The 13,824-nt window shown below is 38.7% G+C and carries 12 protein-coding genes; 10 read left to right on the top strand and 2 right to left on the bottom strand.

Annotated features, from left to right (window positions below):
* The first annotated feature begins 294 nt into the window (after nt 1-294).
* The 9 genes from G0Q07_RS17835 (at nt 295) to G0Q07_RS17875 (ending at nt 11,170) form a co-directional block, all read left to right on the top strand.
* Complete coding sequence (locus tag G0Q07_RS17835) at nt 295-999, top strand: hypothetical protein (protein WP_163348427.1); 705 nt, start codon at nt 295-297, stop codon at nt 997-999.
* Nucleotides 1,000-1,495: 496 nt separating this feature from the next.
* The gene (locus tag G0Q07_RS17840; protein WP_163348428.1) at nt 1,496-1,978 is read left to right on the top strand and encodes a SoxR reducing system RseC family protein; all 483 of its coding nucleotides are present in this window, start codon (nt 1,496-1,498) and stop codon (nt 1,976-1,978) included.
* 109 nt (nt 1,979-2,087) lie between these two features.
* Nucleotides 2,088-4,214, top strand: coding sequence for a prolyl oligopeptidase family serine peptidase (locus G0Q07_RS17845; protein WP_163348429.1), 2,127 nt, complete (start codon nt 2,088-2,090; stop codon nt 4,212-4,214).
* A 303-nt stretch (nt 4,215-4,517) separates the two neighbouring features.
* Complete coding sequence (locus G0Q07_RS17850) at nt 4,518-5,150, top strand: deoxynucleoside kinase (RefSeq protein WP_163348430.1); 633 nt, start codon at nt 4,518-4,520, stop codon at nt 5,148-5,150.
* 91 nt (nt 5,151-5,241) lie between these two features.
* Nucleotides 5,242-6,993 (top strand): tetratricopeptide repeat protein, encoded by a 1,752-nt coding sequence (locus tag G0Q07_RS17855; protein WP_203532602.1) that lies wholly within the window; start codon nt 5,242-5,244, stop codon nt 6,991-6,993.
* Between the two features lie 388 nt (nt 6,994-7,381).
* Nucleotides 7,382-7,654: a hypothetical protein gene (locus G0Q07_RS17860; protein ID WP_163348431.1), complete on the top strand. Its 273-nt coding sequence runs from the start codon at nt 7,382-7,384 to the stop codon at nt 7,652-7,654.
* 93 nt (nt 7,655-7,747) lie between these two features.
* Nucleotides 7,748-8,914, top strand: a complete 1,167-nt coding sequence (locus tag G0Q07_RS17865) for a T9SS type A sorting domain-containing protein (protein ID WP_163348432.1) — start codon at nt 7,748-7,750, stop codon at nt 8,912-8,914.
* Nucleotides 8,915-8,924: 10 nt separating this feature from the next.
* Nucleotides 8,925-9,497, top strand: a complete 573-nt coding sequence (locus G0Q07_RS17870) for a hypothetical protein (RefSeq protein ID WP_163348433.1) — start codon at nt 8,925-8,927, stop codon at nt 9,495-9,497.
* 302 nt (nt 9,498-9,799) lie between these two features.
* Nucleotides 9,800-11,170 carry a dipeptidase gene (locus tag G0Q07_RS17875; protein ID WP_163348434.1) on the top strand — a complete coding sequence of 457 codons (1,371 nt, stop codon included), beginning with the start codon at nt 9,800-9,802 and terminating at the stop codon, nt 11,168-11,170.
* 53 nt (nt 11,171-11,223) lie between these two features.
* Here G0Q07_RS17875 and G0Q07_RS17880 read toward each other — a convergent pair whose 3' ends face one another.
* Nucleotides 11,224-11,421 (bottom strand): DUF6261 family protein, encoded by a 198-nt coding sequence (locus G0Q07_RS17880; protein WP_163348435.1) that lies wholly within the window; start codon nt 11,419-11,421, stop codon nt 11,224-11,226.
* A complete protein-coding gene (locus G0Q07_RS17885) occupies nt 11,418-11,609 on the bottom strand; it encodes a DUF6261 family protein (RefSeq protein WP_163348436.1) in 192 nt (63 codons plus the stop codon). Before G0Q07_RS17885 ends, G0Q07_RS17880 begins: the two co-directional genes overlap by 4 nt.
* A 369-nt stretch (nt 11,610-11,978) precedes the next feature.
* Here G0Q07_RS17885 and G0Q07_RS17890 point away from each other — a divergent pair, with 369 nt between their 5' ends.
* Complete coding sequence (locus tag G0Q07_RS17890) at nt 11,979-13,667, top strand: L,D-transpeptidase family protein (protein ID WP_163348437.1); 1,689 nt, start codon at nt 11,979-11,981, stop codon at nt 13,665-13,667.
* Nucleotides 13,668-13,824 lie beyond the last annotated feature (157 nt).

The following is a 13,824-nucleotide window of genomic DNA, read 5'->3' on the forward strand; positions in this document are numbered from 1 at the left end:
AATGCCGATTGAAAAATTAAAGTTTTAATTTGATTTCACATCGGTATAAGAGCTGAATAAATTTCAAGCAAAATAATAAAACGCTCCGCCTTTTGGTGGGGCGTTTTTTGTTGCCCCTCAACCTGCTCAAAAACATATAGCTCCAATCTCGCTATAAATCAGACTCTTCAAAAAAAAAAAAAAAAAACGATCTACTAATCCTGGAGAACATAAGTTTTATTAAAAACTTTTCTATAGCTTTAATCCATTATAAACCCTTACAATAAATTTTGTAAGCCACCAAAAACAAGAATAATGATACAAATAAAATCTTTAAAGAGATTACTATTAAGCGCATCTTTATTAGTCTTACTAACCTTTAGTGCAAATCATTCTTTGGCTTTTCACCGGCATCATATTAGTAATGATTCAACAAACTTTGCAGAAAAGACAACAATTAAAAAGATTTCATTTCTAGTGGGTGCTAATTTTACCAAGTACTTACCGACTGAAGATAGAAAAAGTTTGGGCGATGTTACTGCCCCGTTTAACTTAGGTAGCGAAATACTTTTGAGTTACCCAATTACCCAAGATTGGAATACTTACATAGGTATAAACTACCAATACGGAAAAGTTACATCAACCCACCCCTATTATGGCAGAAGAACATGGTTTCACGAACTATCGTTCCCTATTCTTACAGATCTCCCTTCATTCAAACTTTTTAAATCAAGATTTTTATTAAGAACCGGATTATATATAGGGACTAATGTGAAGATTAAAAGAGAATCAAGAGGAAACAAATTAACAGCAGATAACGAATGGCGCGATGTACCATTAAATTATAAAGATGATAGGTTTATTTGTGATTATTATTTTGGATTACAAAACCAAAATTTAAACGCACTATCGCCATTTTATTTTACATTTTTCATAAAACACCAGCTTAATACAAATTTTCTCAATAAAGACGACATTACTAAATTTAAATTCGGTGTTCAAGTAAAAATTAAATTATAATACCATGAAAAACCTTCGAATTATTCTACTTTCTATTTTTGTTTTTGCTTCATTTAGTAAATCTCAAGCCCAATTAAATAGCTATGATCAGAATTAGATGTATACAACTCTTGATGAAGATTTTTTAGCTGTAAACGCTCCGCCTTTTGGTGGGGCGTTTTTTTATTCTCACAAAGTCGTCTCCCGACTAAAGCTCGGGTGATGACTACACACTATATTCAATGGAGGCTTTCTTTTCGGATACCAGACAGCCTTTCTCTGTTATCCGATGATTGTTATCTTGCGGCAGAGAACCATTCGCTGACAGAAGATAGCCTTCCTCTTCTATAAGATGGTCATTATATTATGTCTTCGGACGCAGAAAATGAAGCACTGAAGCACCGAAACTAAAAACCTGTAACCTGCAAAGTGAAACAGATTTCTCACTGCGCTTCGAAATGACAGGTCGTTGAACTTCCAATTCCTTTCACTAACTTCGCCACAAAATTTGTAAAACATGGGCAATTGGTCAGAAAATTTAAAACAAACAATAGACGAAAAATTAAAAGATTCAAGGGATAAAGACCTGCGCTTTTTCCGTATCGACGAATTTAAACGCAATATTTCGCGTGTCGATGATTTTTCGAATTCCTGCCCCGTTTGCAAAAGAGAACAAATTGATATTGCTGAAGCCGTAAACACCATCGAGCAGGCCGTAAACCACGTTGGCAAACATCGCCGCAATTACGACCGGTTGATCTCCCGCCTTTCAAAACACATGCAGAAAGAGCACGGTTTTTACGCGCCATACTATTTCACCTACCTTATTTCATTCTTTGGAATTATTGGAGGCTCGCTGCTTGGCTACGGGCTCATGCAACTAAATGCCGATATTAAACTCGAACTGTTCCTCATTGGTTTTTCCATCGGGCTGTTGCCTACTTACGTTTGGGGTCATTTAAAAGACAAAAAGATCAGAAACGAGAAAAAACTAATGTAAGATTTATTCAATAAACTGTGTGAAGCTGTTACCTTTCCGGCACTCGCATGACTGATGTCAAGGAAATTGTAATCAAGAATTATTTATTTAGTGAAAAAACAACTGCAATATGAGAAAGACTATTTTATTTGTATTGGCATCAATCGTTTTGTTTGCCTGTACTGAACAAAAACCAAAATTGGAATATCCCGTGACAAAAAAAGGAGATGTAAAAGACACCTATTTTGGTGTTGAAGTGGCCGACCCGTATCGTTGGTTGGAAGACGACCACTCGGACGAAACCGCCGAATGGGTAAAAGCACAAAACAAAGTAACCTTTGGCTACCTGAACCAGATTCCTTACCGCGAAGAACTGGAAGACAGACTTTCGTCGTTATGGAATTACGAAAAAGTAGGTGCGCCGTTTAAAGAAGGCGACTGGACCTATTTTTATAAAAACGACGGGCTGCAAAACCAATACGTTGTTTACCGTTTTAAAACCGGTGAGGATGAATCTACAGCCGAAGTTTTTCTTGATCCGAATACTTTTGCCGAAGATGGAACCACTTCGTTAGACGCTTTAAGCTTTTCGGAGAACGGCAAAATTGCAGCCTATTCCATTTCGGAAGGTGGCAGCGACTGGCGTAAGGTAATTATTATGAATACCGACACCAAAGAACAAATGGGCGACACACTTATTGATGTTAAATTCAGCGGAATTTCGTGGAAAGGCGACGAAGGATTCTTCTACTCCAGCTACGATAAACCGGAAGGCAGCCAATTGTCGGCAAAAACCGATCAGCATAAATTGTACTATCACAAACTGGGCACCGCGCAAAGTGAAGACGCACTGATATTTGGCGGCACACCCGAAGAAAAGCACCGTTATGTAGGTGGTGGTGTAACCGATGATAATCGCTACCTGGTAATTACTGCCAGTGTTTCTACCTCCGGAAATAAACTGTTTATAAAAGACCTGACCAAACCAAATAGCAAACTAATTACGATAATTGGAACCGACGAAAGCGATACCTATGTTATCGAGAATGTAGGCACAAAACTATACCTGGTTACCAATTTAAATGCACCAAATCAGAAAGTGGTTATCACCGACGCGAGTAATCCAACTCCTGAAAACTGGGTGGATTTTATTCCTGAAACCGAAAACGTACTTAGCCCGTCAACCGGAAGCGGTTATTTCTTTGCCGAGTATATGATTGATGCGGTATCGAAAGTTTTCCAGTACGACTACAACGGGAAATTAATTCGCGAAGTGGAACTTCCGGGTGTAGGATCGGTTGGTGGTTTTGGCGGGAAAAAAGAAGCTACAGAAATGTATTACACGTTCACCAACTACATTACACCGGGAAACATTTACCAGTATAACTTTGAAACGGGAGAATCAGAACTATACCGCAAACCTGCAATCGACTTCAATCCAAACAATTTCGAAAGCAAACAGGTTTTCTACAGTTCGATAGACGGCACTAAAATTCCGATGATTATTACCTACAAAAAAGGTACGGAGTTGAATGGTAAGAATCCAACAATCCTTTACGGTTACGGAGGTTTTAACGTCAGTCTTACACCAAGCTTTTCGGTTACCAATGCTGTTTGGCTGGAGCAAGGCGGTGTTTATGCCGTGGCTAATTTGCGTGGCGGTGGCGAGTACGGAAAAAAATGGCACGATGCAGGTACTCAAATGCAAAAGCAAAATGTGTTCGACGACTTTATTGCCGCTGCCGAATACCTGATTGCAGAGAACTATACATCGAGCGATTACCTGGCTATTCGCGGAGGATCGAACGGAGGTTTGCTGGTTGGCGCAGTAATGACACAACGCCCCGAGTTAATGAAAGTAGCACTTCCGGCAGTGGGCGTACTCGATATGTTGCGCTACCACACTTTTACCGCCGGTGCAGGCTGGGCTTACGATTATGGGACTGCCGAGGACAGTGAGGAAATGTTTGACTACCTAAAAGGCTATTCTCCGGTACACAATGTAAAAGCGGGTGTTGCTTATCCGGCAACACTTATAACTACCGGCGACCACGACGATCGTGTTGTTCCGGCTCACAGCTTTAAATTTGCGGCAGAATTGCAGGCAAAACAAGCCGGCAACAATCCGGTTCTTATCCGCATTGAAACCGATGCCGGACACGGAGCAGGAACTCCGGTAAGCAAAACCATCGAGCAATATGCCGATATTTTTGGTTTTACACTTTGGAATATGGGCATTCAAACACTGGCGGAATAGGCGTATTGTTGGGCTAAGAAATAACTAACCCCATCCTTTAGGTTGGGGACTTTTAAGTTCGTGCGTACCTCAGGATTAAAAGGGAATTTTGTAATTTAAAACTTACAAAATTCCCTTTTAATCCTTTTTCACATTCATATTTTAGCCCCGCCATAAATGACGGGGTTAGTCAAGGCTTCTAACACGTAGTCATAATCCGCGAAAATATTTATTACGAACAAGCCCAAATTTTCAATCAATAAATACTACTTTTGGATTCCCGGTAGCACGATTTGTTACCGGGAATTTTTATGTTGAAAAACGATGCAATTTCTGGTTATTGAAGGAAATATAGGAGCCGGCAAATCAACACTTTCGCGAATGATTGCCGAAGATTACAACGCCAAACTGGTGTTGGAGCAATTTGCCGATAATCCTTTTCTGCCAAAGTTTTACAAAGACAAAGAACGCTATTCTTTTCCGCTCGAACTTTCGTTTTTGGCCGACCGCTACAACCAGATAAAAAACGAAGTACTCAACCTCGATCTTTTTCATTCGTTTATGGTAGCCGACTATTATTTTGCCAAAACAGCAATTTTTGCCGAAAACACACTGAAAAAAGACGAGTACCATCTTTTCCGACAGATCTTCAATATAATTTTTGAATCGATGCCCAAACCCGACTTGTATGTTTACCTCCATTCAGATGTCGACCGCCTGATGGAAAACATAAAAATGCGCGGTCGGGATTATGAACAAAACATGGATTCTGATTACCTGAAAAAAATCGAAGTCGGATACTTTAACTTTTTTAAACAAATTTCCTCCTTTCCCATTCTGATTGTTGACATTAATGGCATCGATTTTGTCAAAAATCCTGACCATTATCAGCGATTAAAAACCGCTATTTTCAATAGCGATTATAAATTAGGGGTAAACCGTCTGATATTAGGATAAAAACTTGGCCTGCAGCTTTCAAATATTAAAAAGCTTTCTATTTTTGTCTGCCGAATGTGAATTTTTAATTTAAGTGTAAATAATGTCTGTTATGAGAAGAATCAACTTTAAACCTTACGCCTTGTTTGTTGGTGTTGCGGTTTTACTGTCTGGATGTTCCGGACTTAACAAAATGAAGAAAAATGCCGATCAAATTAACTTCAAAGTTACTCCGGAGGTGCTTGAAGCACACGCCGGTGAAGTTGACTTAGCAATCGACACCCGTTTCCCCGCCAAATACTTCAATAAAAAAGTAACCTTAACAGCCACGCCGGTACTAAAATACGAAGGTGGCGAAACCGCTTATCAACCGGTATCTGTTCAGGGTGAAAACGTTGAAGCCAACAATAAAGTAATTAGCTACAACGGAGGTAATGTAAGTTACAAAGATGCTGTTGATTACGAAAAAGCCATGGCTAAGTCGGAGCTTTACGTAAACATCAAAGCTTCTCAAGGTGCTAAATCTGTTGATTTTGAGCCGATAAAAGTTGCTGATGGCGTAATTGCTACCAGCGAAAAAGTGATTATGATCCCTAAAGCCATTTTAGGTGTTCAGCGCGAAGCTAACAACAGCGGAAAATACGATCCAAGCATCGACGCTTTCCAGCGCATTGTTCCTGATGAAATGACTGCAGACATTAAATACCTGATCAACCGCTCGAACCTTCGCAGAGAAGAAACTTCAAAAGGTGAAGTTACGGCACTGGAAGATTACACTAAAAAAGCAAACGAAGAAGAAAGAATCGACCTGAAAGATGTGGAAGTTTCTGCTTACGCTTCTCCTGATGGTGAGATTGATTTGAATACCGACCTTGCTGCAAAACGTAAAGAAACGTCTTCTGCATTCCTGGCTAAAAAATTAAAAGAAGCCGGTGTTGATGTTCAGTTGAAAACAAAATACACACCTGAAGACTGGGACGGTTTTAGAGAATTACTGGAGCAGTCGAATATTAAAGACAAAGAACTGATTCTGCGCGTACTTTCTATGTACAACGATCCTGAGGTTCGTGAGCGTGAAATCCGTAACTTAAGTGTAACCTTCACTGAAGTTGCTGATCAGATTCTTCCGGAGTTGCGTCGTGCAAAAATGACTACCAGCGTTGATATGATTGGTAAAACCGATGCCGAATTAAAAGCTGCTGCCAAAGCTGATCCTGCATCATTAAATCCTGCAGAATTGCTTTATGCTGCTACTTTGTACGCAGATCTTAACGAACAACTTTCAGTATACAACTCGTTCATGAAAATATATCCGAACGACTGGAGAGGACCAAACAACGCAGGGTATATAATGGTTCAACAATACAAATATGCTGATGCAAAACCATTATTCGAGAAAGCCGAGAAACTGGCAAACAGCGAGCCTATCGTTAAAAACAACGTTGGTGCTGTTACTTTAACTGAAGGCGATGTTGACGGTGCTGAAGCTTTATTTGGAGCTGCTGCAGGTGCCGGCGATGCCGTAAGTTACAACATGGGTATTGTGAGCATTAAAAAAGCAGAGTACGACAGAGCTGTTCAATACTTCAACCGCTTTGCTGATGTAAACTCAGGATTGGCAAAATTACTGGCCGGAAACAACAACGGAGCTGTAAAAGATCTTGACGCTTGTACACTTGAAGGTTGCTACATGACAGAATATTTCAAAGCTGTAATTGGTGCACGTACTGCAAAAGAATCGTTATTATTCGACAGCCTGAAAGCTGCTGTTGATATGAATGCCGGTTTGAAAGACGTAGCCAAAACTGATATGGAATTCGCAAAATATTTCGACAATGCTAAATTTAAAGCTATTGTTGACTAATACCAATTGTTTTTCAGTGTGAGCCATGAGTGAAGCACTGAAATTACAATGGTTAATGCCGATTGAAAAGTTAAAGACTCAATTTGATTTCACATCGGTATAATTAAGTTGTGATAAACTTATTGAAAGGGCGGTCGTTTGACCGCCCTTTTTTGTGCACCAACAATGCGACCTATAATTTTAAGACCAATACGGAACTGGGCTTTCTGTCTGGATTTCGAACAAAACTTCTAAACCAATTCAATTATTTTTGTTTTGTGCTATAAAGCATTAATGACATTTATCATATGATAAACAGGGGGCTTTGTACCTTAGTTATACATATGTTACCTGGACGCGCGCTTTACTCATATTCTCCAGCATAGCATACTTTATTAATTTTAAAACAATGAAAAATTTATTTTTTCTTTCAATTGCAAGCCTGTTACTATGCTTGTCTGGTTTCTCTTACTCTCAAATTGTCCTTCCTGATTACGAAGATGTATGTCCGGGACAGGAAATTGAATACACAGTTCAATCCAGCTATTATGGAAATGACCAATTTTTCACAGTGGAAAATGGAGTATTTGTTGAGCCTACAGACTCATATTTATTTAGTGGTGATAGTACGTCTATATTAATAGATGTAACGGATAGTACAGATACTTTTACAATCCGTTGATCAAATAATAATTCCAATTATGGAAGAATTATTTTAAATGCAGCTCAAACCCAAGATTTTAATATCCAGATTGTTCCTCCTCCCGCTTTCGGTATGGGACAACGTGAAAAAAGTATTTTAGTTGGGAATAACACATTTGATGTTCTCTTAAGTAGCATAGATGGTGTTACATATTTTGACAAGAGATCTACTAACATCTCATTGATTAATCGTTCAGAAAAACTATCGATTGGTATGAAACTTTATACTTTCTCGTATTCCATATCTGGAGATCAACCCGGTTGGATTTCATACCAAACTTATAACCCAAACGCTAACGACTGCGGAAGTAGATATAGTGAATGGGATACTATATATATCCAACGGAAATTGAATACTCCTGGAATCTCGGGGAGTAATATTATTTGTAACAATTATACCACATATACTGCAACTTCTTACGACACTCCAAGCGAAACATTTACGTGGAATGCAACAGATGGCGTAAAGATATATAAAAACGGACAATACCTTACATCCTACACAGGCACTGAAACTTCAGTTCTAGTCTATGAACCAGTTAGTGGCTCTGGGAATGGGAACGTTAAGGTAAAAGCTAATGCCACAAACTACGAATCAAGCAATCAAGCAATTAAGGAAGTATGGTTTGGTGACATGCATCCAATGAACATAAGATTAAACGACGCGATGATCGGATTCCCGAAATCAGAGTTTTGTTACGGTGATCCAAATCTCGTTGAAGCCTCTTTTATTGATGGCGATCCATATATTGATGAGTGGGATTGGGATGTAACTGGTGGTTATATCACTATCGAGAATCCTTATGATGACAAATCAAGGGCAACTATTCATCCAGCTAGCTATAGTTCGTTTAATGTAAAATTGAGAGCCCATAATTCATGCGGTTGGTCAGGATGGGCAGACATGGGAGTATCAGTAATCTCATGTGGAGGGTACTTTATGACAATGTTTCCCAACCCGGCAAGTTCTTATGTAGAACTTAGTTTTATAGACTCAGAAGTAGAGGAACCTAACTTAACAAAAAATAAGATTAAACTAAAAAAGGACAAAAAAGATACTGATAAAGATATTAAAGAATATTTGGTACTAATTTTGGATAAGAACGGAACAATAAGAAAATCAATTAAATCCAAATCATTAAATCTGAATATTAAAACAAGCGACTTAGAACCCGGAACGTATTTTTTACATCTCATCTACAATGATGAACTATATAAACAACAATTAATAATTCAATAATTTTTAAACCATGAAAACACATCTATTATTTTTAATTCTTTTTTTTCTTATTTCTTGTATAGTCTCAGCCCAACCACAGAAAGGCTCGATTGAGTTTGGCGGATCTGGTACTTATTCAAAATCTTACAACAATGGTGAAAAAAGAACCAGTACTTTTTCCGTAAGTGCCCACAGTAGCTATTTTGTACTACCCAATTTATCGGTTGGGGCTAAAGTGTTTTATGAGAAACTAAAAGATTCGAAAGTGACTTATGATCCTGAAAACAGTCAGTTTATAGTAGGGCCAACTATTGAAGCCTACCTTTTAAACAAAGAAAAATTCGGAGTTTCTATAAAGTCAACGGCTAATTTTGCTTTAAGCAGCGATTACATCTTTGACGATTCCAAATACACATCATTTTCAGTTGGCCCAAAAGGGATTTGGAACATAAGTCCCAATATCAGCACTTATCTGTGGTTTGCCTACAGGGATGTCAAAAACCGGGATGACTATACACAAAATGGCTCTGTCTTTCCTAGCGATAACTTTGATATTCGCTGGGGATTTAGCTATTATCTGCATCGAAAAGAAAAAACAGAATAATTACAAAAAAGGGCGATCGTTTGATCGCCCTTTTTTTTGTTTGATTCTGGCAGATATCTTTTGCACCGTACTTCAGTGCGGTGTCTGAATTAGGTATTGATATTTTTTGGCTTTAGCCTTTAATCTGATGATTTTTAAAGGCTAAAGCCAATTTTAGTTTGCTTATGAAATCACCGCACTGAAGTACGGTGCAAAACAACTCAGTTTTCATGTTATCCTATTATGACAAAACCTCTTTTTTAATCCTGCGTAAAACACTATTTTTCAAGCTCAAATAGTTAAGGAAAATTCAATTAAAAGTTATGGAGTACATTAATAAATATGTAGAGGAAAACAAAGACCGGTTTTTGGAGGAATTATTCGGATTGATCCGCATTCCGTCAATCAGTTCAATTGCCGACCACAAACCGGATATGTACAAAGCTGCCGAATACTGGAAAAAAACATTACTGGAAGCCGGAGCTGACAAAGCCACTATTTATGAAACCGCCGGAAACCCGGTTACTTACGGTGAAAAGATCATTGATCCGTTGCTGCCAACCGTTTTGGTTTACGGCCACATGGATGTTATGCCGGTTGATCCCATTGATTTATGGGACACGCCTCCGTTTGAACCACAAGTGCGCGATGGAAAGATTTATGCCCGCGGAGCCGACGACGATAAAGGTCAGGGAATGATGCACGCCAAAGCTTTTGAGCTGATGGTAAAAACAAACACCCTGCCTTGCAACGTAAAATTTATGATTGAGGGTGAGGAAGAAGTTGGATCGCCAAACCTGGGCCTTTGGTGCGAGCAAAACAAAGAAATGCTAAAAGCCGATATCATTTTGGTTTCCGACACATCGATGCTGGCTGCTGATATACCATCGATTACAACCGGATTGCGCGGACTGGCCTACTGGCAAGTAGAAGTTACCGGCCCTAACCGCGACCTGCATTCAGGTTTATTTGGTGGTGCTGTTGCCAACCCGATTAACGTACTATGCTCGATGATCGACCAAATGGTTGACGAAAATGGCAAGATTACCATCCCGGGTTTTTACGATACAGTGCAGGAAGTTTCGGCCGAAGAACGTGCTTTATTGGCGAAAGCGCCTTTTAACGAGGAAGCTTATAAAAAAGCCATTGGCGTTGAAGAACTAAAAGGCGAAAAAGGTTTTACTCCAAGCGAACACACCGGCATTCGTCCGTCGTTTGATGTGTGTGGTATTTGGGGTGGTTACACCGGCGAAGGCGCTAAAACCGTGTTGCCATCGAAAGCTTTTGCAAAAATATCATCGCGTTTGGTACCTGATCAGGATCACGAAAAAATAGCTGTACTTTTTAAAGAGCACTTTGAAAGTATTGCCCCAAAATCGGTAAAAGTTGAGGTTACCTCGTTGCATGGTGGTCCGGCTTATGTTTGCCCAATTGATATTACGGCCTACCAGGCAGCAGAAAAAGCCTATACCGATACTTTTGGTAAGCGTCCGGTTCCGGTTCGTTCGGGTGGAAGTATTCCAATTATCTCATCTTTTGAAAAGATACTTGGAATAAAATCAGTATTAATGGGCTTTGGACTGGAAGCAGATGCTATTCATTCTCCCAACGAAAACTACCCGCTGGAGCAGTTTTACAAAGGCATAAAAACCATTCCGCTGTTTTACAAGTATTTTGCGGAGATGTGTAAATAAAATTAGAAGACCTTCAAGGTAAGAAAAACCTTGAAGGTCTTGAAAGCTGAACATTATTCCTCCTCCGGATCATTATCTTTCTTATTTCTCCCATCGCACTGGCTAAGGCGATTGTTGTATTTTTCTATACGCTGGTTTAACTCATTCACAAAAGCGTCGTAATCTTCCGATCCACGAACAAAAATCAAAGCATCTACCAATTTGGCAACATTACGGTAAGCCGCATCAAGTTGTTTGCGGGCATCCTTCATTTTAAAGGTGGTTTGCCCGATTCATCGGTATAACGTTCGCCCACCAATTCAACCACTGCCTGGTTCTTGGCTTTTAATTCGGGCACCCATGCAGTAAGGCCAACCAATGCCACATGGCAGGTGACTTTATTTATCTCACAAAAGTCACCTGCTGAACTTGTATAAAAATATTCGCTTTTTGTAAACACACCTACCGGTTTATTAAAGCCAAACCTACAAAATACACACCGCCTCGGGTATTGGATTTATAATTACGGCTCTTTAAGTTGTGTTAAAATTCTGTACAACATTTTTTCACCTGGCTTTAGCCACCCAATCTAATCACACTAAAGCTGTGCATAAATTCTACGCATAAATCCACAATCACCCCAAATTATCTTACGAATTCTTTCCACAGATTATAAATTAAACCAAAAGATCAAGATTCTCTACTACAGCGCTATACAAGACCCCAAAAGTCCCTAAAGTAAAAAACACAGTATTTATTTGTATTGCGGCACAAGGTTTGAATTTCCACTTTTGTATTATTTAAATTAAATCAAAATTAGAGAAAGAAAATGCAATATGCTGTAATAGTTACAATACTGGTGGCGTTTAACATATTTTGTTTGTCGGCAGATTATAACAACACCCCCATTGACAAAACGATTGCCTCAGAAAATGAAAGCAGTATTTTTGCTAAACTCGACCTTAGAATACTGGACCAATACTTAAATGCGAATGTTCCTGAAGAACACCTACACGAATTGCTCGATTTCTATACCGCCCGCAATAACGATTTGGTCTGGAGTAATTATGGAGTACTTCACAAAAATGGAATTGAACTTCTGAGAAGCATTGAAAACGCCTGGCAACATGGTTTATCTCCAAAGTTTTACAGTGTGGATAACATAAAATATGAGATTAAAAATATCGAAAAGAATCGTCTTTTTAACCCTGTTAACATCTCGAAATTAGATATTCTTCTAACCACCACTTATATTGATTATGCCAGCGATCTTTCAACAGGGCGATTAAATCCGGGGCATTTAAAAGTAGGTTGGGAAATATTTACACACAAACAAAATCTGGCAAAATATTTAACTCAATCTTTATTGCACGGCAAAATCGATGAATCTCTTGAAAACCTGGCTCCAAAATCTACTCAATATCAAAAACTTTCTAACGCATTGCAGCGTCTGATTGAACAAAAAGAAGCTGGCGAATGGCCTTATCCGGGATTAATGGATAAACTCGAAAAAAATGATTCTGTACCTGAGGTTATAAAAATTAAAAAATACTTGTTTGCCACAGGTTATTTACACAATTCCAATCCAAACTATTTAACCAATTACCTTTTCGACGACGAGTTGGCAGTTGCACTAGCCAATTTTCAGGCTCAACACGGTTTGGAGCAGGATAGCATTGTTGGCAAGAACACATTAAAACAAATGAACTTATCATTCGATTATCGTTTAGAGCAAATTAAAATTAATTTAGACCGTTTACGTTGGCTTCCCGACAACATTAGCACGCGAGATATCATCGTTAATATTCCAGATTTCTCGCTTAACTATTTCCAGGATCAAAGTTTAAAGCAAAAAATGAATGTGGTAGTTGGAACAAATAAAAATTATACTCCGGCAATAAAGGATACCATAACCTCTATTGTTTTTAATCCACAATGGAATGTTCCGTACAGTATGGCAGTAGATGAAATAATTCCTGAGTTGAAGAAAGATTCAAACTATTTAGCTAAACGAAACTTTAAGTTGGTTTCCGGATCATATTTCAGCAAATCCGAAATTGACGCTACAAAAATCAATTGGAATGATGTATCTGCTTCAGATTTTCCATATCTGATTGTGCAAAAATCCGGCAGTACAAACTCCTTGGGGCTTGTAAAGTTTATGCTTCCCAATAACCAGAATATTTATCTCCACGATACTCCGGCCGATCACCTGTTTAACCGTTGGCAACGTAATTTTAGCCATGGTTGTGTGCGATTAGAAAAACCTTTTCAACTGGCAGAAGAAATTTTGGATGGCCAAATTTCGCACGAAAAAGTTAAAGAGATTGTGGCATCGAAAGAGTCAAAAACCATTCGCCTTGACAAACCAGTAGCCGTTCATATTGTATATCATACTGCCTGGGTTGATTCGCAGGATCGTTTGCAATTTAGGGATGATATTTATGGCTACGATGAGATGTCGATTCCTCTTTTTAATACTCCTTCCAAATGGCAAGAAACAACTACATTACAGTAATTTTACAATCTGCTCTCACAACTCTATTACCTACTAAAAAGTATCGTATTTAACTTTCTAATTACCTTTCTTTTGCATTCGTTAACATTTTCCCTCAATATTATTTTCTATTTTCGCGCCTAACCAGAAGCAGGAGAATAGATTATTTTTTATTAAA

Origin of the sequence: Draconibacterium halophilum, assembly GCF_010448835.1 — a bacterium.
Classification (GTDB): domain Bacteria; phylum Bacteroidota; class Bacteroidia; order Bacteroidales; family Prolixibacteraceae; genus Draconibacterium; species Draconibacterium halophilum.